This is a genomic window from Streptomyces sp. NPDC051180 (genome assembly GCF_040689545.1).
In the GTDB taxonomy this organism is placed as follows: domain Bacteria; phylum Actinomycetota; class Actinomycetes; order Streptomycetales; family Streptomycetaceae; genus Streptomyces.
Genome location: NZ_JBFBBC010000002.1, coordinates 630,434 through 649,535, shown reverse-complemented (window position 1 = coordinate 649,535; position 19,102 = coordinate 630,434). Strand labels below are relative to the sequence as shown.

Below are 19,102 nucleotides of genomic sequence, written 5' to 3'. Positions count from 1 at the left end.
CGGGGGCACGCCAGGTCGGCCCTCAGGACGACCGGACGAACTGGGGGCCCATCGGCGGCATGCGGAATTCGGGTGCCGGGTTCTGTTCGGCGGCGGCCACGGGCTGCGGATAGCCGTAGGCGGGAGCCGGCGGGTTCGCGGGCTGCTGCGGCTGCGGGTAGCCGTAGGCGGGTGCCCGGTCCGGGACCGGCGGCACCGTCGGCCGCGGGGGAACGGGCGCCGGCGTGTGGACCACGGTCAGGTCCGTGTCGGGGTCGGGGGCGCCGGCGGGGGCGCCGCCCTCCTGGGCGGCCGGGAAGGCTTCCGGGGACCCCTGGGCGGCCTCCCGGGCCTCCGGGGCGTTCTGCGCGGCCTCCTGGGCCGCGTCCTCGTCGACCGAGATGCCGAAGTCGGTGGCGAGGCCGATGAGGCCGGTCGGGTAGCCCTGGCCCACCGCGCGGAACTTCCAGCCGTCCCCGCGGCGGTACAGCTCGCCGCAGATGACCGCCGTCTCCTCGCCGGTCTCCGCCGTCACGTCGAAGAGGGCCAGCGGCTCGCGATCGTGCCCGGCGGTCGCGTCGTACAGCAGGATCCGCAGGTCCAGGACGGAGCGGAAGGTGCCGCCGTCGGACGAGGCCGCGATCACCACCCGGTCGACCGAGCCGTCGAGGCCGCCCAGGTCGGCCTCCACGGTGTCCGTCAGGCCCTCGGCGACCCGCTTCTTCGGCAGCCGCCGCACCAGACCCGAGGGGTGGCGCGGCTGGTTGTAGAAGACGAAGTCCTCGTCGGAACGCACCCGCCCCGAGAGCCCCAGCAGCAGGGCCGAGGCGTCCACGTCGGGGACCCCGGGGCCCGGGGTCCAGCGGAGCACGGCCCGTACGGCCGCGGTGTCGAGAGGGACGTTGGAGCCCTTCAGCATCGCGTGCGTCATGACCGTCATCCTGCCCTCCCGGTCGACCCCCGGACAACGCGGGGGCGTCACCGATACCGGGCCGAGACGACGGAAGCCGACGAGTTACCTGAATTTCATGCACCGTGGGAACTACGGACACCCGCACCTACGTACTATTACCGGCCACATGTCGTCAGGGCCCAGAGAGGCAGCCAGGGGGACTTATATGCGCCATTTCGGACACATCCCGCCCGCGACACGGGCCGGGCTGTTCCACCGCGAGCCGGCCGACTTCACGGCCGACTCACCCGCGCGGACGCTCGCCGTCGCGCTCGGGGCCACGCTGTACAGCCCGGCCACCCGGCCGCGGCTGGCCGACGACGTGCGCAAGCAGGCCGCGCGCGGCGTCGTCTCCATGGTGCTCTGCCTGGAGGACTCCATCAGCGACGGCGACGTACAGGCGGGCGAGGAGAACCTCGTCCGGCAGTTCGCCGACCTCGCGGGGGGTGCCGTGACGGACGCCGACACCGTCACGGACGTGCCCCTGCTCTTCATCCGGGTCCGCGAGCCGCGCCAGATCACCGAGCTGGTCTCCCGGCTCGGCGAAACGGTTCGCCTGCTGTCCGGATTCGTGCTGCCCAAATTCAACGAGAACCGCGGCCGCGCCTTCCTCGAAGCGCTCACCCAGGCCGAGCGGACCAGCGGCAGGCGCCTCTTCGCCATGCCCGTCCTCGAATCCCCGGAGCTCCTCCACCTGGAGACCAGGGCCGAGACCCTCGCCGGGATCGCCTCGATCACCGGCAAGTACCGCGACCGCGTCCTGGCCCTCCGCCTCGGCGTCACCGACTTCTGCTCCGCCTACGGGCTGCGCCGCTCACCGGACATGACCGCCTACGACGTCAAGATCGTCGCCAACGTCATCGCCGACGTCGTCAACGTCCTCGGCCGCTCCGACGGCACCGGCTTCACCGTCACCGGACCCGTCTGGGAGTACTTCCGGCCCGGCGAGCGCATGTTCAAGCCGCAGCTGCGCCGCAGCCCCTTCCTGGAGGGCCGCGCCGAGGACCTGCGCACCGCGCTCATCGAGCACGACCTCGACGGCCTCCTCCGCGAGATCGAGCTCGACCGCGCCAACGGGCTCCTCGGCAAGACCTGCATCCACCCCACCCACGTGGTGCCGGTGCACGCGCTCTCCGTGGTCAGCCACGAGGAGTGGAGCGACGCCCAGGACATCCTGCGGCCCGAACAGGGCGGCGGCGGCGTGCTCCGCTCCGCTTACACGAACAAGATGAACGAGGTGAAGCCGCACCGCGCGTGGGCCGAACGCATCCTCCAGCGCGCCGAGGTCTTCGGCGTCGCCAAGGAGGACGTCGGCTTCGTGGAGCTGCTCACCGCCGGCCTGGCCGGCTGACGAAGGGACGTCGACGACGTGGTGTGGACCGGAACGTGGGTCGCGGAGCGACTGGGCGTCGAACTGATCGGCGACGAGGAGCTGCCGGCCCTGTTGGGCCTCGCACTGCGCCGCAACCCCAAGCGGGCGCATCTGCTGGTCTCCAGCGTGCTCGGCAAACACGTGCCGCAGCGCCCCTCGGTCGTGTACGGCTCCGGCCTCGACCTCGGCCGGCGCGTGCGGGCCCTCCTCGGCGACGAGGAGGCCGCCCGCGCCGTCGTCCTCGGCTACGCGGAGACCGCCACCGCCCTCGGACACGCCGTCGCCGACGGCCTCGGCCTCGCCCCGTACCTCCACTCCACCCGGCGGCCCGTGGCCGGCGTCGCCCGCGCGGGCGGCTTCGAGGAGTCCCACTCCCACGCCACCTCCCACCTGCTGCTTCCCGAGGACCCGAAGCTCCTCGCCGGCGACGGACCGCTCGTCCTCGTCGACGACGAGTTCTCCACCGGCAACACCGTCCTCAACACCGTCCGCGCCCTCCACGCGCGCTACCCGCGCGACCGGTACGTCGTCGTCGCCCTGGTCGACATGCGCTCCGCCGCCGACCTCGGCCGCCTCGACGCCTTCGCCGCCGAGACGGGCGCCCGCCTCGACCTCGTCTCCGCCGCCGCCGGCACGGTACGCCTCCCCGAGGGCGTCCTGGAGAAGGGCCAGGCCCTCGTCGCCGCCCAGGAGCGGCAGGACGCCGCGGCGGCCTCCGCGCCGGTCTCCCCGACCCCGGCCCCCGGCGCGGCCCCCGTGCGCATCGCGCTCGACTGGCCCGAGGGCCTCCCCGACGGCGGCCGGCACGGCTTCACGCCCGAGCACCGCACCGACCTCGAGGCGGCCCTGCCCGCCATGGCCGCAAGGATCGCGGAGGCCCTGCGCACCCCGGCGGCGGCCCCCGGTCCGGCGCCCGCCGCTTTCGAACCCGCCGCGGCTGCCGGCCCCCCACAGGCCGCGTCCGGTCCGGCTCCCTCCTCGAAGCCGCGGGTGCTCGTCCTCGGCTTCGAGGAGCTCATGTACGCGCCGCTGCGCCTCGGCACGGCCCTGGAGGAGGCCGGACACGACGTCCGGTACTCCACCACCACGCGGTCCCCGGTCCTCGCCGTGGACGACCCCGGGTACGCGATACGCACCCGCCTCGTCTTCCCCGCCCACGACGACCCCGCCGACGGCCCCGGCGAGCGCTACGCGTACAACGTGGCCGGCGCGGGCTTCGACGCCGTCGTCGCGGTCGTCGACTCCACCGCCGACACCCCGGCCCTGCACGCCCCGGACGGCCTGCTCGCCCGGCTCGCCGCGCACATCCCGCGCGTCGTGCTCGCCGTCGTCCCCTCGTACACGCCCCAGGGCACCCCGCACGCGCCCACGAGCTCCTCGTACGCGTCGACGGGCACCCCGCACGCGCCCACGAGCTCCTCGTACGAGCCCACGGGCACCCCGCACACGTCCACGGGCACCCCGCACGCGCCCACGGTCTCCGAAGCTCCCGAAAGGAGCTCCATGCTGCCCGAGCCCCTCCGCGGCCCCGCCTTCTCCTCGTACGCCCCCGAGGAGGTCGGCTGGCTGCTCCAGGACCTTTCGGACGTCGAGCTGGAGGCGCCCACCGAGGAACGCGAGGAAGCCATCCAGAGCGGCGGCGCGCACTACGCCGAGTCGCTCCCCGTCGAGTACCAGCCGAGCGAGCGCTACCAGGAGCTCTTCCGGAGCGCCCTGGAGAGCTCCGCCACCCGCATCGCCCGCGCCGTCGGCGTCGTCACCGAGACCGTCCTCGAAGAGCGGTCCGGCCGCCGCCCCGTCCTGGTCTCCCTCGCCCGCGCCGGCACCCCCGTCGGCGTCCTCATGCGCCGCTGGGCGCAGTACCGCCACGGCCTCGACCTCCCGCACTACGCCGTCTCCATCGTGCGCGGCCGCGGCATCGACGCCAACGCGCTGCGCTGGCTCGCCGCCCACCACGACCCGGCCGACGTCGTCTTCGTCGACGGCTGGACCGGAAAGGGCGCGATCACCCGCGAACTCGCCGACGCCATAGCGGAGTTCGAGACCATTGAGGGGATCACCGGCTTCGACCCGGAGATCGCCGTCCTCGCCGACCCCGGCTCCTGCGTCCGCGTCCACGGCACCCGCGAGGACTTCCTCATCCCCTCCGCCTGCCTCAACTCCACGGTCTCCGGCCTGATCTCGCGCACCGTGCTCCGCGCCGACCTCGTCGGACCGGACGACTTCCACGGCGCCAAGTTCTACCGCGAACTGGCCGGCGCCGACGTCTCGGTGGACTTCCTCGACGCCGTCGCCGCCCGCTTCGACGAGGTCGCCGAGACCGTCGACACCGACGTCAAGGAACTCCTCGCCACCGACCGGACCCCCACCTGGGAGGGCTGGGCGGCCGTCGAGCGGATCAGTGAGGAGTACGGCATCCACGACGTCAACCTGGTCAAGCCCGGCGTCGGCGAGACCACCCGCGTCCTGCTCCGCCGCGTCCCCTGGAAGATCCTCGCCAAGCGGGGCGCCGACGCCGACCTCGCGCACATCCGCCTGCTCGCCGAGCAGCGCGGCGTGCCCATCGAGGAGGTCGACGAACTCCCCTACAGCTGCGTCGGCCTGATACACCCCCGGTTCACCAGGGGTGCGACAGGCGCGGACGGCAAGGCGGTGGTGTCCCAGTGACCACCACCACGGGCACGGCACCCGCCACGACGCTGGTCGCGAGCGACCTCGACCGCACCCTGATCTACTCGACCGCGGCCCTCTCCCTCGGCATGCCCGACGCCCAGGCGCCCCGCCTGCTCTGCGTCGAGGTCCACGAGTCCAAGCCGCTCTCCTACATGACCGAGGACGCCGCCGACCTCCTCGCGCGGCTCACCGACGAGACCGTCTTCGTCCCCACCACCACCCGGACGCGCAAGCAGTACCAGCGCATCCAACTCCCCGGCACCGCACCGAAGTACGCGATCTGCGCCAACGGCGGGCACATCCTCGTCGACGGCGTCTCCGACCGCGACTGGCACGCCTCCGTGCTGCGCCGCCTCTCCGACGAGTGCGCGCCGCTCTCCGAGATCCGCGCCTACCTCACCGCCACCACGGACCTCTCCTGGGTGCGCAAGCACCGGGTGGCCGAGGACCTCTTCGCCTACCTCGTCGTCGAGCGGGAACGCCTCCCCGCCGACTGGCTGGGCCGCTTCGGCGAGTGGGCGGGGGAGCGCGGCTGGACCGTCTCCCTCCAGGGACGCAAGGTGTACGCCGTCCCCAAGCCGCTCACCAAGAGCGCCGCCGTCCGCGAGGTCGCCCGCCGCACCGGCGCCACCCTCACCCTCGCCGCCGGCGACTCCCTCCTCGACGCCGACCTCCTCCTCGCCGCCGACCGCGCCTGGCGCCCCGGCCACGGCGAGCTCGCCGACAGCGACTGGACCGCCCCCCACCTCGACGTCCTCGCGGAACGCGGCGTCGCGGCCGGCGAGGAGATCCTCCGCCGCTTCCGGGCGGCCGTCACCGCCTGAGCGCATGACGAAGGCCCGGGATCCCTCGGGGATCCCGGGCCTTCCGCGCGCCGGGCCGGGCGGCCGCTCCCGCGGGGTCAGCCGCAGCAGCCCCCACCGCAGCAGCCGCCCCCGCCGCCGCCACCCGTGCTCTGCGCAGGGGCGGAGCCGCCGGAGCCGCCGACGGCCACGGCCGAGAGCAGCTTCACGGTGTCGTCGTGCCCGGCGGGGCAGGAGGCGGGGTCGGAGGACTCGGCCATCGGACGGCTGAGCTCGAAGGTGTCACCACAGGTGCGGCAGCGGAATTCGTAACGAGGCATGGGGACAGGCTAACGGCGGGGGCGGCCCCCGCATCAGTGTCCGGCGCCGCGCTCCTCCCGGATGAGGCCGACGACGTGCGCGGCCGAGGCGCGGACGGCCTCCAGCTCGGTCAGGAAATGCCAGTAGTCCGGGTGCCGGCCCTCCAGCGAGCCGAGGGCCCGGTCGAGCCGCGCGACCGCCTCGTCGAGCGGCCGGGCGTGGCGCGGATCGGGCGTGCTGCGCCCCGCCATCGCCAGCCGCTGGGCGTCCCGCACCGCGAACCGGGTGCGGTCGACCTCCGCCGTCGGGTCCTTGGCGACGGCGTCCAGACGGCGCAACCGCTCCCCGGCGGCGGAGACGGCCTCGTCGGTCGAGTCGAGCAGGGCCCGCACGGTGGACAGCAGCGAGGTGGCGTCCGGCCAGCGCTGCTCGGCCCGCGCCCGGCCGGCCTTGGCGAGCCGGTCCCCCGCCTGGCGAAGCGTTTCGGCCGCCTGCTCGGGGACGTGCTGGAGGTCCTGCCAGCAGGCGGCCGAGAACCGTCGGCGCAACTCGGACAGGACGGGCTCGACGCCGCCGGTACGGGTGGTGAGAGCCTCGGTGCGGGTTCGGAGCGACACCAGGCGGCGGTCGATCTCGGCGGCCCGCTCGGGAAGCCGCTCGGCCTCCGCACGCACCGCCTCGGCGTCCCGCAGCACACCGTCGGCACGCTGGAGGGTCTCGGCGACACCGTGCCGTCCCGCACCCTCGTTGAGCCGGGTCAGCTCCGGCCCGAGCCGGGCCAGGCGCATCGCGAGGTCGTCGGCGCGCAGACCGCCGTCCCGTACGGCGTCGAGGGCGCCGCTCGCCCCGCGCAGCGCCTGCCGTGCCCGCTCGACGGCCGGAGCGAGCCGCGCGAGCTGGGTCTCCGCGCTCCCCAGGAGCGGCGCGAGACCCTCCTCGAAGCGGTCCAACTCGCCCTTGACCCGGTCCAGCTCCTCCTTGGCGCGGTTCAGCTCGCCGCGGGCCCGGTTCGCGGTCGCCGCGTCCAGCTCGTCCCGGTCGAGGTCGTGGGCGTCGACCGCCTCGATGTAGGCGTGGCTGACCTCGTCGATCCGGCGGCCGAGGGCCTCGAAACCCTCGACGGCGCGGCGCGCCTCGGGGGAGCCGTCCACGGCCGTGATCGTCTCGATCGAGATCCGCAGCCCGCGCTGAGCCGTGTCCAGCTCGTAGAACGCCGCCGCGGCGGCGTCCTTCGCCGCCTGCGCCTCGGCCCGCTGGCTCTCGCCGCGCCCGCCGAACCAGCGCCTCGTCCCCCCGCCCGCGAAAGCCCCCGGCAGCAGCGCCGCGGTCAGCAGCGGCAACGCGAGAGCCAGCCGGAACGTCGACGTCTTCCTGGGCGCCGCGCCGTCCCTCGTATCGCTCGCCGCCACGTACCTCTCCCGTGCTGTGTCCGCCGTGCCCGGTCCGGATTCATTCTCCCACCCGGTAAGGACGAACACACGGGCCGGTCAGTTCGCCGGACGGACCACGACATCGCCGTTGTCGGTGCGCACGCTCACGGAACGCCCGACTCCGTCCCCACGCGGCACGTCGACCCGCACGTCGCCGTTGTCGCTGGCCCCCGTCACCTCGTACGTCGCGGTCGGCACCGCCACGTTCACGTCACCGTTGTCCGTGACGACGTCGACCCGGCGCGGCACGACCCCCAGCGCGATCCGCACGTCCCCGTTGTCGGACCGGGCCACGACCTCCCCCGACGTCACCCCCTCCTCGACGACCACGTCCCCGTTGTCACTCCCCAGATCCAGCGCCCCACCCGACTTCCGCACCCGCACGTCCCCGTTGTCCGACCGCACCTTCAGCGGCGTCACGAACCCCTCCGCCGTCACGTCGCCGTCGTCGTCCTCCACCGTCACGGCGACCCCGCGCGGCACCTGGATCCGGTGCACCGCCCCACAGTGCGACGCCACCCCCGAGCAGTCCACCCGCAGCGTCAGCCGCCCACCCTCGAGCCCCCAGCTCGCCTTCGGCCCCGACCCCATGAACACCCACCCGTCCACCTGGCGCTCCACCCGCACCTCGTCCACGTCCGCCGCCGTCACCACCAGCTCCGAGCCGTCCGAGTCGACCGTCAACGCCTCCCCCTCGAACGCGAACACCTTCCTCTCCACCGGAGCCCCCGCCACATCCGCCGCCCCACACCCCCCGACCCCCACCACAGCCACCAGCACCCCACCGACCGCCGCCCACACCCGCACCCCGCGCCCCACAGCCATCCCCGTCCCCTCGCCCGACCCTTCCCCCCGACCGTACGAGCCCCCACCCCCACCCACGATCCGGCAGCCCACCCACCCCACCCTGGTGCTACCCCCACCCCCCACCCCAACCGGTTTGCCCCACCCGCCCCCGCTCCATGTACCCTGATGCTTCCTCCCCGGGTGCGTAGCTCAGGGGTAGAGCGCTGCTCTTACAAAGCAGATGTCGGCGGTTCGAAACCGTCCGCGCCCACCAGTGGAAAGGCCCCTCGCCGATTGTGGCGAGGGGCCTTTTGCGTGGGGGGAGGGGGTGGTTCGGGGGATGGGGGTGGGTGGGGTCAGGCGGGGAGTTGGGAGAGGAGGCGGCGGTCGCGGGGGGCGTGGGTGCGGGAGAGGCGGGCGTCGAGGAGGCGGCGGGCGGCGTCGCAGCGGCCGTCGGCGGTGAGGGCGTAGAGGAGGGTCTCCTCGACGACCTCGCGTTGGGCGGCGCTGCCGCCGACCCGGCGGAGGACGGGGAGGAGGGCGTCGAGGCCGAGGGCGGCCTCGTGGAAGCGCTCCTCGATGAGGGCGGTGAAGGCGTCGCAGAGGGGCGCGATGACCTCGCGCTGGACCTCGTCGGCGCCGGCGGAGTGGTCGCGGAGGCGGCGGAGGGCGGCGAGGTCGCCGGCGGCGGTGAGGGTGACGGCGGAGTGGAGGGCGGTGAAGGCGGTGGCGGGGCGTTCGAGGACCTCGGCCTCGACGGAGTCCAGGACGTCGGCGGTGGGCAGCTCGCCGCGCCAGCTGTCGCTGAGCCGGGCCCGCCACAGCAGGGAGCCCGAGTCGACGAGGGCCCGGACGCCGGTGACGCGGCCGGGGGCGAGCTGGGTGAACCAGCGGCGGCGGACGGCGGCCGGGTCGTCCAGGGCCAGTTCGTGCAGCGCGATGTGCCAGGAGAAGTGGGCCCGGTGGACCGCTCCGCGGCCCCGGCCGGCGACCCATCGTTCGAGCCAGTCGCGGCCCGCCTGGTGGGTGCCCGACTCGTAGTGGACGTGGGTGAGGGCGTGGACGGCGTGCCCGGAGGCGGGCTCGGCGGCCAGCGCGCGGTGGGCGAGTTCGCCGGCCTCGTGGAGGCGGCCCTGCTCCTGACGGAGGAAGGCCAGCAGGGACGTGTGGAACCAGTGGCCGTCGTAGGCCGGTGAGGTGCGCTCGACGAGGCGGAGCGCGTAGTCGTCGTCGAGGTCGTCGACCCCGGAGAAGGCGATGGTCGGCACGGCCGCCGCGAGTGCCAGGGCGTCGGCGGGGTGCGCTTCGAGGTGCTTCATCAGCGCGCCGTCGCCGTCCTCGCCGTGCACCCGGCGGGTGACGACCTCGACGAACGAGCGCTCCCGCTCGTCGGCGCGTTCGCGGACGCACCGCTGCGCCTCCGCCAGCGCGCGGGGTACGTCGACGGCGGCGCCGCACTCGTGCCCCAGGAGGGCCAGGGCGGCGTGCCCGAGGGCGAAACCGGGGTCGAGGCCGACGGCCCGGTGGAGGGCGTCCACGGCGCCCGAGCGGACCTTCAGGATGCGGTCGAGACCGGAGCGGTAGGCGGCGGCGGCCTCGGCATGGGTGGACAGCGCGAGGCCGTGGCCGTCGAGCGGGCGGCGCGTGCTGCGGCGTCTGGGCGCCAGCGGCGCGAGGAGTGTCTGGGCGAGGGTGGCGGCCTGGACGCGGATCTCGGGGACCGCCGTCGTCTCCCACAGCTCGCCGCGGCGCGGCGCGCCGAGCGTGTACAGCGGCAGGGCGGTGTGCCCCGCCGCGGCCAGGAGCCGCCCGTCGAGGGTCGCGACGCCCATGTCGAGCGGGCCGGCCACGGCCCTGCCGGTCGACAGCAGGGAGTGCCACAGCGGCCCGTCGGGCCGCCGGCCGGGACCTGTGCAGTCGATCACCCAGCCCACGTTCAGCTCCCGGTCGCCGGACAGGCCGACCGTCAGCGAGCCGTCGGCGAGGGTGGCCGCCCGGGTGACGGTGCCGGCGTGGAGGACCAGGCGCTTCGCCGTGCGGGCGCGCTCCACGGACTCGGCGGTGGCGGGCGCCATCCGGTGGCGGTGGGTGTTCCACAACGCCCCGTCCCTTTCCAGGAGTTCGGCGCGCTCCTCGGGTACGAGGCCCTGCCACAGGCGGGTGGTGTGCGGTCGCAGGCTGTCCAGTGCCGGCCGCCAGTCGCCGTGCAGGCGTACGGAGCGGGCGACATGGTGGCGGACGGTGCGCCGCAGCTGGGCGAGCGAGGCGCCGTACAGCCCGTTCGGCGCGGGCATCGGGCCGGCCGGGGTGAGGGCGTGCGGCTGTGGCAGCAGACCGTTGCGGGACACGGCGTGCACCGTGCGTCCCGGGCGTTCGAGGGTGAGGGCGAGGTCGACGGCGGTCAGCCCCGTGCCGACGAGGAGGACGTCGCTCGTGTCGCCCCGCACCCCGTCGAGCGCGCCGCTCGTCCACGGCGCCCCCACGAAGCGGGGCGCCGTACGCAGCTCCGCGGGTGCCCAGGCGCCGGTCGGCCCGGCGGGGCCGGTGGCCAGGACCGCCGCGTCCGCGGCGAGCCGCGTCCCGTCGGCGAGCCCCAGCTCCACCCGCCCCTCCGGCGTCTCGCCGCACTCCTCGGCGCGGGTGCGCAGCCGGCGTACGGACACCACGCCGTGCGCCCGCACGATGGCCTGGGCGAGGGTGTCGGCGAGGTAGGCGCCGTACCGGTACCGGGTGGCGAAGTCGGCCGACGTGACGGTCGGTTCACCGTGGCGGCACAGCCAGCGTGTGAAGTGCCCTGGGTCGTCCGGATAGCAACTCATTCCTCCTGTGGGCACGTTGAGCCGGTGCCCGGGATCGGGGGTCGAGTAGGCGACGCCCCGGCCCGCCTCCGGCGCCGGGTCGATCAGGACCAGGTCGAGGGGTGTGCGGCGGCGCGCCGCCGTCTCACAGAGGTGGACGGCGGTCAGCGTGCCTGCCGCCCCCACTCCGACGACGGCCACGGTGTACGGCATGTCGGGCGGGGTGGGGGCGTGCGCCGCGCCCGGGGCGTTCGCCGTACTGGGCGTGATCGCTGCGCTGGGCGTGATCGCCGCGCTCGGCGTGTCCGCCGTGCTGGATGCGATCCGGGTGCGGGGTGCGATCCGGGTGGTGGGCGTGATCCGGGTGGTGGGCGTGTTCGGCACGTGCGGCGTGTTCGGCTCGCGGACTTGACTCACGTAATCCTCCGGCATCGATCGGCGGCGGAGCCGACCGGGCATGGCTCCGCCTTCGGGTCCTTCCGCACTTTCCGACGGGATCAGTGGGGAAGTCGTGCCGGGACAGGGATCTCACCGCGCGGTCGAGGGATGGTGGGGTTTCGGTCGCGAAGGGTGGTCACGCGGTGACCGTACGGGGTCGCGTGGGGGTACGGGGAGGGCGTGCGCGGCGCGTCGGCAGGGCGTACGCAGGGCGCGTGGGCGGGGCGTACGCGGGGCGCCCGAGACGTCCTGGCGGGGTGCGCGGGGACGCCGCTCGGTGGGAGGGGCGTAGGGGCGGGCGCGTGGGTCGCGGGTGCCGCGTCCCCGCGTAAAGGGGCGAGGCGGAAGCGGAGTTGACGGGCGTCCGGCGGGGCGGATGTACTCCGGGCATGGCTGAGGTGGGGGACGCGCCCGAGACGGGCGCCGAAGCGGGCACGCAGAACGGCGAGATGACCGCGCAGCGCTATCTGGAGAGTCGGCTGGAGCAGTACCGGGAGTGGTACGACGCCAAGGCGACGCGCATGAAGACGATGCACCTGCGGATGCGGACCGTCTCCGTCGTCGGAGCTGCGCTGGTACCGGTGTTCGTGAACCTGGACCTGGCGTTCGCGCGGATCACGGCGACGGTGCTGAGCGTGGTGGTCGTCGCGGCGGTGTCGCTGGAGAGCGTGTACCGGTATCGGGAGCAGTGGAAGAACTACCGGTCGACCGAGCAACTCCTGGGCCACGAGCGGGTGTACTTCGAGACCGGGGTGGGTCCGTACCGGAACCTGGCGAGGCGGGAGGCGTTCACCACCCTCGTCGCCCGCGTCGAGAAGGCCATCGCCAACGAGAACTCGGCGACGCTGAACGTGATGACGCTCGGCGGGCAGGTCAACTCCGACGTGCAGCAGTCCGAGGTGCCGGCGGCCCGGCGCGAGGCCGAGGCGTCCTGAGGCGGCCGCGGGCAGGGGTCGACTCCGAGGCGTGGGATCGGCTGCCAGGGCCACGCCGAGGTGCGCGGGATCGGCAGCAAGGGTCACGCCCAGGTGCGCGGAATCGGCGGCAGGGACTCCGTCGTGGTGTGCGGGGCCCCGGAGTCGGCGCGTTCCGGGGCCCGTTGCCTTCGCGCGGTCCGTCGGTCAGGTGCTCGGACGGGCCGGGACGGAGGCGGTCGGCGGGGTCAGCACCACTTGTAGTCGTAGCGCGTCGAGTTGTACGAGCAGGCGCCGACGCGGGCGCCGTTGGCCTTGCGCAGCGTCGCCGTGTCGCGGTCGTTGTTCCAGACGTACGCGCCGCGGTTCTGGTAGACGTGCGCGGTGGTGTTCGTGCCGCGGCCCGTGTGGACCGTCACGATCTTGCCCTTGCCGAGCACGAAGTTCCCGAAGGTGTACTTGTGGTTGGCCGCGTCGGTCACGGTCCAGCCGCGGAGGTTGACCCCGGCGCCCGTGGTGTTGCGTATCTGCACGTACTCGGCGTTGAGGCTGGCGGTGGAGCGGTTGTCCGTGCCCGGGCTGTCGTAGTAGATCTTGTACAGGTGGACCGAACCGGCGGCCTGTGCCTGGGAAGGCAGCAGCAGCACGCCGGAGGCGGCGGCCGCGGCGACGGCCGCGAACGTGCGAGTGCGAAGCATGAATGTCCCTCAGTTCCTTCCGGGCGCCCGCCGATGGGGCCCGGAGGGCACACACAATACGCACGTTCTTCACCGCGTCCACACAAGTCTCACTAGACTCGTCGCATGGTCGACGACACGCTGCGGATCACGGTCCTGGGGTCCGCCACGCCCTTCCCCCGGCCGGGCAACGCCTGCTCCGGCCACCTCGTCGAGGGCGGCGGCGTCCGGGTCTGGGTGGACGCGGGCACGGGCACCCTCGCGGAGCTCCAGCGGCACGTCGGCCTCGGTGAGATCGACGCCGTGTGGATCTCCCATCTGCACGCCGACCACAGCGCCGACCTGCTGACCGCCTACTACGGGCTGCTGTACGCGGGGCTCGACGTCGAGCTGCCCGTCCCTCTCCTCGCGCCGCCCGGGACCGCGGACCGGCTCGCCGGATTCCTCACCAACGGTGCCGCGCGCAGCCCGGTCGAAAAGGCTTTCGCGATCACGGAGTTGTACGACGGTCACGCGGTCCGGATCGGCGGCCTCACCCTCCGGTCCCGCGCCGTCGATCATGACGGACCCGATGCCTACGCCCTGCGCGTCGAGGACGGACAGGGGCGCTCGCTCGTCTACTCCGGCGACTGCGCACCCTGCCCCGCGCTGGTCGAACTCGCCCTCGAATGCGACCTGTTCGTCTGCGAAGCCGACGGCGACGTACCGGGCCACCACTCGGCCGCCCAGGCCGGCCGGAGCGCGGCCGAAGCCCGCGTCGGACGGCTCGTCGTGACCCATGTCGGCCCCGGTACGGCACCGGACGAGGCCGTCGCACTCGCCGCCGCCGAGTTCCCCGGGGACGTCGTCCACGCCGATCCCGGAGCGCGTTTCGAGGTCGTCCGCCGAGGGGTGGGGTGAGGGCGGGCGCGCGACCGAGGAGGGGGAAGGCGGGCCGACGGGCCGAGAGCGGCCCAGGGGAGGTCGGGCCGGGAGCGGGGGCGTGGGGAGAGTGGGCCGGGAGCGGGGGCGTGGGGGAGCGCGCGGGCGTGGGGTGTCCGTCCCGCCGGTCGGCGGGCGGGCCCGTGGAGGGGTCACGCGTCGAAGTCGTACTCCAGGACGTACGAGGACGAGTCCAGCGTCATCTCGTTGAGTTCCACGGCCACGCCGGGTCCGGTGAAGGCCGTGCGGCCGATGAGGACCACCGGCGTCCCGAACTCCAGGGAGAGCCGGTCCGTCTCGTCCGCCGTCGGCATGCGGCAGCGGATCTCCTCGCGGAAGCGGACCGGGCGGTGCCCGAGTTCGGTCAGCCGCGCGTAGGTGCCGCCGGGGCCCGTGTCCGGCTCCGTGATCGGCGTACCGCGGACGAGTTCGGCGGAGAGGTACGAGACCGAGAGCAGCACCGGCTTCGTGTCCAGGACGAAGCGGCGGCTGCGGACGCACACGGGCGCGCCCGGCGACAGGTTGAGGGCGTCGGCGACCCGGGTGCCGGCCTCCGTCTCGCCCACCTCGATCTGGTCGACGACCAGGTCGCGGTCCTCGACGTCCGCCGACCAGACGGAACGGCCGTTGCCCCACCGGTCGCCGGCGAGGCGCGGGATGCCCCGGCGGCGCAGCGGCCGGAAGACGCGGACGAAGACCCCGGCGCCCTTGCGGGCCTCGGCCAGCCCCTCGCCGCGCAGCACGGCCAGGGCCTGCCGGGCCGTCATCCGGGCCACCTCGTACGTGGTCATGAGGTCGTTCTCGCCGGGGAGCCGGTCGCCCGGCGCGAAGGCGCCTGACTGGATCGCGGTTCTCAACTCGTCCGCGATGCGCTGGTACTTGGGTCGACGAGCGCTGTCCTGGTCAGTCACGGGTGGACCACTCCCTTCATCTGCGGGACACCCTACGGCGGACCCCCGGCCCGGGGTCCACAGGCGTACGCCGTCCCACCCGTGCGATCCATCCATCGGGGGACATCTCTAGAGATACGTTGACAGGGCGGGGCCGGAGGGCTTCTCTGGTTCTCCCCAGAATTCAGGATTCGGGACGGAGGGGATGCGTGCAGCCACTGCCCGAGGTCGGTGACCTCGTCCGCGACACCGCCACCGGGCGGGTCGGTTTCTATGTGGAGAGCGTCTCCGGGCGCTTTCTCATCCGTGCCGTCCACGGCGGAGGCGAGTGGGAGGCCGAGCCCTTCGACGTCCAGCCCGCCACCCCTCTGCGCGAGCTACGGGCCCGCGCCGCCGAGATCAACGCACGGAGCCGGCGCGGCTTCGGCGGGTGACCGCGGCGGGGGCGGTTGTCAGTGGGGCGCGCAACACTGGAGGCATGTGCCGCAGCATCAAGACGCTCCGCCCGCCCGCGCTGCCCGAGGAGGCGACCGAGGACGACATCCGGGCCGCCGCCCTGCAGTACGTCCGCAAGGTCTCCGGCTTCCGCGCCCCCGCCGCCCACAACCGCGAGGTGTTCGAGCGGGCCGTGGACGAGATCGCGGACGCCACCGCGAGACTCCTCGACGGTCTGGAGGTGCGCGGGTCGCACCCGGCCGTCAGGCGGCCGGAGCCGCAGCCGCAGCCGGACGCCGTATGACGTACGCGGCGAGGCCGCCCGCGAGGAACAGCGCCAGGGCCGACACCCCCGCGCTGAACCAGGTCGCGCCCAGCCACTGACCGCCCAGCCAGCCGAGCCCCACGCTGTACGACGCCCAGGTCACCCCCGCCAGCGCCGACCACGGCAGGAACTCCTCGACCCGTCGCTTCGCCGCGCCCGCTCCCAGCGACACCACGGAGCGACCGGCCGGTGCGAACCGCGCGAGGACCACCAGCAGGCCGCCACCCCTTGCCAGGGCGGTGCCGAGACGTTCCTGCGCCAGGGACAGCCGCCGGGAGCGCGCCAGCGTCCGGTGCAGCCTTCCGCTGCCCCGCAGCGCCAGGCGGTACGCCAGGAAGTCCCCGAGCACCGACGCCGTGGCCGCGCACAGCAGCAGCGGCAGCAGGGACGGCACGTCCGGCGTGGCCGCCGTGGCCGTCGCCGCCGCGGTGGCGGCGGTGATGACCAGGAAACCGCTCGGCAGTACGGGCAGGAACACGTCGAGCAGGATCGACGCCGCCACCACCGGGTAGATCCACGGGCCGGCGGTCAACGACCGGAGCGAGCCGAGGCTGTCGAGCAGATTCACAGGCCAAGAGCCTACGCGGGCCCGCCACCCCACCCCCGCGCGGGTGGCGCCGCCCGTAGCGACCCTCCAGGGGTACCCGAGGGAGACGCGAGGGGGCGGGGTGGCGGGCCGGGGGCGGGGCGCCCGGTCGGAGGCGTACCTCCGGCCGGTACGGGCCCGCCGGGCCGGAGACGTACCCCCGGCCGGTACCGGTTCGCCGGGGCAGGGGCGTACCTCCGGCCGGGCCCTGTATCGAGCGGGCGGAGACGCACCCCCGGCCCGTACGGGCTCGCCGGGGCGGCGACGCACCCCCGGCCGGGCCGTATACCGCGCGGGTGGAGACGTACCCCGGCCGAGCCGTGTCCCGGCCCGATCCCGGGGGGCTCTCGCCGAAAGGCCGGAAACCGTGCTGCGGTTCCCGGCCGGTCGCGGTAGCGGGCCCGAGGGGGCCGTCCGGTGGGGCCGGACGGGTGCCGCCGGGCCCGCCGGGGGTCAGGCGGCGACGGGGGTGGTGGGGGCCTCCTGCTGGTCGTCGGTGGTGGTGCGGGCGGCGACGCGGGCGCCGAAGAGGCGGTCCAGGGCGAGCGCGCCGGGGCCGGTGAAGACGAGGAGGGCGAAGGACCAGCAGAAGAGGGCGGCGGTCTCGCCGCCGTTCTGGAGGGGGAAGAGGGCCTCGGGCTGGTGGACCTTGAAGTAGGCGTAGGCCATGGAGCCGGAGGCGAGGAACGCGGCGCTGCGGGTGCCGAGACCTGCGAGGACCAGGGCGCCGGCGCCGAGCTGGATGACGGCGGCGTACCAGCCGGGCCAGGTGCCGGCCGGGACGGTGCCGCCGCCCATGCCGCCGCCGAGGACGCCGAAGAGCGAGGCGGCGCCGTGGCAGGCGAAGAGGAGGCCGACGACGATGCGGAAGAGGCCGACCGCGTACGGCTGGGCCTGGTTCAGACGGCCCGCGAGCGGGGCAGTGGTGGGGGCGGGGGGCATGGGGGAACTCCTTCGGCCTGACCCGTCCGTGGGGTGGACGGGGCGTGGGGGACGGAAACCGATGAGGCCGTAAGGTTAGGCACCCCTCACTTGTGCTTGCAAGTTCAACATTCAGCCACCGGGGAGTGTGTGGGAAGGCTCACTCCCCGGCGGCCGTCATGTCGTCCTCCGCTCCGGCCGCCCCTCGGGCCGTCGCGGTGTCGGCCCGTGACGGGGCCTCAGGGATTGCCCTCTCAGCAGCCGTTGAGGACGGACTGGAGGGCGCTCTTCTCGGCGGAGTCGACGCTGAGGTTGTAGTAGTACTTCACCTGCACCCACGCGCGGGTGTACGTGCAGCGGTACGAGGTCCGCGAGGGGAGCCACTTCGCCGGGTCGAGGTCGCCCTTGGCCTGGTTGACGTTGTCCGTCACGGCTATGAGCTGCGGCCGGGTCAGGTCGTTCGCGAACGCCTGGCGCTGGGTGGTCGTCCAGGAGTTGGCGCCCGAACGCCACGCCTCGGCGAGCGGGACCATGTGGTCGATGTCGAGGTCGGAGGCGAGCGTCCAGGTGGCGCCGTCGTACTCGGAGAACCAGCTGCCGCTGGTGGCGGCACAGCTGGAGTCGGTGACGACGCCCACGCCGTCGCGCTTGAGGACGGTCTCGCGCGTGTTGCAGGCGCCGGACTGGGTGATCCAGTGCGGGAACAGGTCGCGGCTGTAGCCCGAGGTCGTGCCCTCGGCCTTCACGGTGAGCGCGGCCAGGTAGGTGCGGGCCGTGGAGGCGCTGACCGGGGTCGGCATGGCCGCCTGGGCGGACGGCGCGGTGGCGAGCAGGCCGGTGACGGTGAGGGCCGCCGAGGTGGCGAGGACGGCGAGTCGACGCGCGTAGATCTTGCCGACGGGCATGGGAACTCCCTTGAGGTGTGGGGACCTTGGCGTGTGCCGTCCCCGGTGGCTGCCGGGCTGCGGCCCGGCCATCGTGGCGGCGCGAGGTTTCCTTGGGGGGTGCGCCAGGTAACAGCGTGGCGACATGGGCACGTCACATCAAGGGGTGCGACGTGTCTGATGGAGTGCCAGATTCCGTCCCGGGTCCTAGGGTTGACCTGTGCTTCTGGACGTGAACGTCACCTTCGGGGCGGTTCTGGCCGTTCTGCTCGCGCTCGCCGCGGCCGTCGTCGCCGTCACCCGCCTCGGCCGGGCGCGGGACACCCTCCTCGCCGGGGCGCGCGCCGCCGTCCAGCTGGTGGCCGTCTCGCTCGTCATCGGGTGGGTGGTGCGCTCCGTACCGCTGCTGCTCTGCTTCCTGCTGCTGATGTACGCGGTCGCGGTGCGGACGGCCGGGCGCCGGGTCGTCCCCGCGCCGGGGCCCGGCTGGTGGTGGGCGGCTGTCCCGATCGGCGCCGCCGTGGCCCCGGTCGTCCTCGCGCTCGTGGCCACCGGGCTCGTGCCGGTGAAGGGCGTCACCCTCGTCCCCGTGACCGGCATCCTCGTCGGTGGCGCGCTCACCGCCACCGTCCTCGCGGGGCGGCGCGCGCTCGACGAACTGGCGACGCGGTGGGGCGAGGTGGAGGCGGGTCTGGCCATCGGGCTGATCGAACGCGAGGCGCGGCTGGAGGTGGCGCGCCCCGCGGCGGCGGACGCGCTGCTCCCCGGCATGGACCAGACCCGCACGGTCGGCCTCGTCACGCTGCCCGGCGCCTTCGTGGGCATGCTGCTCGGCGGCGCGTCACCGCTGCACGCGGGCGCCGTCCAGCTCTTCGTCCTCATCGCGCTGCTCGCGGTCCAGGCCGTCGCCGCCGCGACCACCCTGGAACTGGTCGCGCGCGGCCGGATCGTCCGGCCGCGCGCGGGGGAGGGGGAGGGGGTCACCCGGCGGGGGTGAGGGGGCGTGGGCGCCCCGAGG

At 74.3% G+C, this 19,102-nt stretch carries 19 protein-coding genes and 1 tRNA gene; 10 read left to right on the top strand and 10 right to left on the bottom strand.

The window, feature by feature from the left end; all coding sequences use genetic code 11:
• Window positions 1-22 precede the first annotated feature (22 nt).
• The gene (locus AB0424_RS06405) at window positions 23-919 is read right to left on the bottom strand and encodes a TerD family protein (protein ID WP_366302613.1); all 897 of its coding nucleotides are present in this window, start codon (window positions 917-919) and stop codon (window positions 23-25) included.
• 178 nt (window positions 920-1,097) lie between these two features.
• On the opposite strand from AB0424_RS06405, the gene AB0424_RS06400 reads away from it, so the two are divergent.
• Genes AB0424_RS06400 through AB0424_RS06390 form a run of 3 tightly spaced genes read left to right on the top strand, consistent with a single transcriptional unit; the run spans window position 1,098 to window position 5,800 of the window.
• Window positions 1,098-2,282 carry an HpcH/HpaI aldolase/citrate lyase family protein gene (locus AB0424_RS06400; RefSeq protein WP_366302612.1) on the top strand — a complete coding sequence of 395 codons (1,185 nt, stop codon included), beginning with the start codon at window positions 1,098-1,100 and terminating at the stop codon, window positions 2,280-2,282.
• An 18-nt stretch (window positions 2,283-2,300) separates the two neighbouring features.
• Window positions 2,301-4,970, top strand: a complete 2,670-nt coding sequence (locus AB0424_RS06395; protein ID WP_366302611.1) for a phosphoribosyltransferase — start codon at window positions 2,301-2,303, stop codon at window positions 4,968-4,970.
• Window positions 4,967-5,800, top strand: a complete 834-nt coding sequence (locus AB0424_RS06390) for an HAD family hydrolase (protein WP_366302610.1) — start codon at window positions 4,967-4,969, stop codon at window positions 5,798-5,800. Before AB0424_RS06395 ends, AB0424_RS06390 begins: the two co-directional genes overlap by 4 nt.
• Window positions 5,801-5,877: 77 nt before the next feature.
• Here the strand turns inward: AB0424_RS06390 and AB0424_RS06385 are convergent, their stop codons facing one another.
• The 3 genes from AB0424_RS06385 to AB0424_RS06375 all read right to left on the bottom strand — a co-directional run bounded on the left by AB0424_RS06385 (window position 5,878) and on the right by AB0424_RS06375 (window position 8,217).
• A complete protein-coding gene (locus AB0424_RS06385) occupies window positions 5,878-6,099 on the bottom strand; it encodes a zinc ribbon domain-containing protein (protein WP_366302609.1) in 222 nt (73 codons plus the stop codon).
• A gap of 33 nt (window positions 6,100-6,132) precedes the next feature.
• Window positions 6,133-7,431 (bottom strand): hypothetical protein, encoded by a 1,299-nt coding sequence (locus AB0424_RS06380; RefSeq protein ID WP_366302686.1) that lies wholly within the window; start codon window positions 7,429-7,431, stop codon window positions 6,133-6,135.
• Window positions 7,432-7,566: 135 nt separating this feature from the next.
• Window positions 7,567-8,217, bottom strand: a complete 651-nt coding sequence (locus AB0424_RS06375; protein ID WP_366302608.1) for a DUF4097 family beta strand repeat-containing protein — start codon at window positions 8,215-8,217, stop codon at window positions 7,567-7,569.
• A gap of 277 nt (window positions 8,218-8,494) precedes the next feature.
• Here AB0424_RS06375 and AB0424_RS06370 point away from each other — a divergent pair.
• Window positions 8,495-8,569: transfer RNA gene (locus tag AB0424_RS06370), tRNA-Val, on the top strand.
• Between the two features lie 82 nt (window positions 8,570-8,651).
• Here AB0424_RS06370 and AB0424_RS06365 read toward each other — a convergent pair.
• Window positions 8,652-11,306, bottom strand: coding sequence for an FAD/NAD(P)-binding protein (locus AB0424_RS06365; RefSeq protein ID WP_366302607.1), 2,655 nt, complete (start codon window positions 11,304-11,306; stop codon window positions 8,652-8,654).
• Between AB0424_RS06365 and AB0424_RS06360 the strand changes: the two genes are divergently transcribed.
• Complete coding sequence (locus AB0424_RS06360; protein ID WP_366302606.1) at window positions 11,305-11,505, top strand: hypothetical protein; 201 nt, start codon at window positions 11,305-11,307, stop codon at window positions 11,503-11,505. The genes AB0424_RS06365 and AB0424_RS06360 overlap by 2 nt on opposite strands.
• 415 nt (window positions 11,506-11,920) lie before the next feature.
• Window positions 11,921-12,466 carry a DUF4231 domain-containing protein gene (locus AB0424_RS06355; RefSeq protein ID WP_366302605.1) on the top strand — a complete coding sequence of 182 codons (546 nt, stop codon included), beginning with the start codon at window positions 11,921-11,923 and terminating at the stop codon, window positions 12,464-12,466.
• Window positions 12,467-12,693: 227 nt separating this feature from the next.
• On the opposite strand, the gene AB0424_RS06350 is transcribed toward AB0424_RS06355, so the two are convergent.
• Window positions 12,694-13,143 carry a lamin tail domain-containing protein gene (locus AB0424_RS06350; RefSeq protein WP_366302604.1) on the bottom strand — a complete coding sequence of 150 codons (450 nt, stop codon included), beginning with the start codon at window positions 13,141-13,143 and terminating at the stop codon, window positions 12,694-12,696.
• A gap of 105 nt (window positions 13,144-13,248) precedes the next feature.
• Here AB0424_RS06350 and AB0424_RS06345 point away from each other — a divergent pair, with 105 nt between their 5' ends.
• Complete coding sequence (locus AB0424_RS06345; RefSeq protein WP_366302603.1) at window positions 13,249-14,022, top strand: MBL fold metallo-hydrolase; 774 nt, start codon at window positions 13,249-13,251, stop codon at window positions 14,020-14,022.
• A 173-nt stretch (window positions 14,023-14,195) separates the two neighbouring features.
• On the opposite strand, the gene AB0424_RS06340 is transcribed toward AB0424_RS06345, so the two are convergent.
• Window positions 14,196-14,954 carry a GntR family transcriptional regulator gene (locus tag AB0424_RS06340; RefSeq protein ID WP_366302602.1) on the bottom strand — a complete coding sequence of 253 codons (759 nt, stop codon included), beginning with the start codon at window positions 14,952-14,954 and terminating at the stop codon, window positions 14,196-14,198.
• 188 nt (window positions 14,955-15,142) lie between these two features.
• On the opposite strand from AB0424_RS06340, the gene AB0424_RS06335 reads away from it, so the two are divergent.
• Complete coding sequence (locus tag AB0424_RS06335; RefSeq protein WP_366302601.1) at window positions 15,143-15,367, top strand: hypothetical protein; 225 nt, start codon at window positions 15,143-15,145, stop codon at window positions 15,365-15,367.
• 44 nt (window positions 15,368-15,411) lie between these two features.
• Window positions 15,412-15,672, top strand: coding sequence for a DUF2277 domain-containing protein (locus AB0424_RS06330; RefSeq protein ID WP_366302600.1), 261 nt, complete (start codon window positions 15,412-15,414; stop codon window positions 15,670-15,672).
• Here the strand turns inward: AB0424_RS06330 and AB0424_RS06325 are convergent.
• From AB0424_RS06325 to AB0424_RS06315, 3 genes are all read right to left on the bottom strand, one after another.
• Entirely contained in the window at window positions 15,632-16,255 is a 624-nt protein-coding gene (locus AB0424_RS06325) for a VTT domain-containing protein (RefSeq protein ID WP_366302685.1), read from the bottom strand. The genes AB0424_RS06330 and AB0424_RS06325 overlap by 41 nt on opposite strands.
• A 477-nt stretch (window positions 16,256-16,732) precedes the next feature.
• A complete protein-coding gene (locus tag AB0424_RS06320) occupies window positions 16,733-17,221 on the bottom strand; it encodes a DoxX family protein (RefSeq protein WP_366302599.1) in 489 nt (162 codons plus the stop codon).
• 233 nt (window positions 17,222-17,454) lie between these two features.
• Window positions 17,455-18,105 carry an HNH endonuclease family protein gene (locus tag AB0424_RS06315; RefSeq protein WP_366302598.1) on the bottom strand — a complete coding sequence of 217 codons (651 nt, stop codon included), beginning with the start codon at window positions 18,103-18,105 and terminating at the stop codon, window positions 17,455-17,457.
• Between the two features lie 199 nt (window positions 18,106-18,304).
• Here AB0424_RS06315 and AB0424_RS06310 point away from each other — a divergent pair, with 199 nt between their 5' ends.
• Entirely contained in the window at window positions 18,305-19,081 is a 777-nt protein-coding gene (locus AB0424_RS06310; RefSeq protein ID WP_366302597.1) for an ABC transporter permease, read from the top strand.
• Window positions 19,082-19,102: the final 21 nt, after the last annotated feature.

What these genes read in the sequence shown, in the direction of transcription:
- AB0424_RS06405 (WP_366302613.1), bottom strand. Translation starts at nt 919, where the DNA reads ATGACGGTCATGACGCACGCGATGCTGAAGGGCTCCAACGTCCCTCTC.
- AB0424_RS06400 (WP_366302612.1), top strand. Translation starts at nt 1,098, where the DNA reads ATGCGCCATTTCGGACACATCCCGCCCGCGACACGGGCCGGGCTGTTC.
- AB0424_RS06385 (WP_366302609.1), bottom strand. Translation starts at nt 6,099, where the DNA reads ATGCCTCGTTACGAATTCCGCTGCCGCACCTGTGGTGACACCTTCGAG.
- AB0424_RS06360 (WP_366302606.1), top strand. Translation starts at nt 11,305, where the DNA reads ATGTCGGGCGGGGTGGGGGCGTGCGCCGCGCCCGGGGCGTTCGCCGTA.
- AB0424_RS06365 (WP_366302607.1), bottom strand. Translation starts at nt 11,306, where the DNA reads ATGCCGTACACCGTGGCCGTCGTCGGAGTGGGGGCGGCAGGCACGCTG.
- AB0424_RS06355 (WP_366302605.1), top strand. Translation starts at nt 11,921, where the DNA reads ATGGCTGAGGTGGGGGACGCGCCCGAGACGGGCGCCGAAGCGGGCACG.
- AB0424_RS06350 (WP_366302604.1), bottom strand. Translation starts at nt 13,143, where the DNA reads ATGCTTCGCACTCGCACGTTCGCGGCCGTCGCCGCGGCCGCCGCCTCC.
- AB0424_RS06345 (WP_366302603.1), top strand. Translation starts at nt 13,249, where the DNA reads ATGGTCGACGACACGCTGCGGATCACGGTCCTGGGGTCCGCCACGCCC.
- AB0424_RS06330 (WP_366302600.1), top strand. Translation starts at nt 15,412, where the DNA reads ATGTGCCGCAGCATCAAGACGCTCCGCCCGCCCGCGCTGCCCGAGGAG.
- AB0424_RS06320 (WP_366302599.1), bottom strand. Translation starts at nt 17,221, where the DNA reads ATGCCCCCCGCCCCCACCACTGCCCCGCTCGCGGGCCGTCTGAACCAG.
- AB0424_RS06315 (WP_366302598.1), bottom strand. Translation starts at nt 18,105, where the DNA reads ATGCCCGTCGGCAAGATCTACGCGCGTCGACTCGCCGTCCTCGCCACC.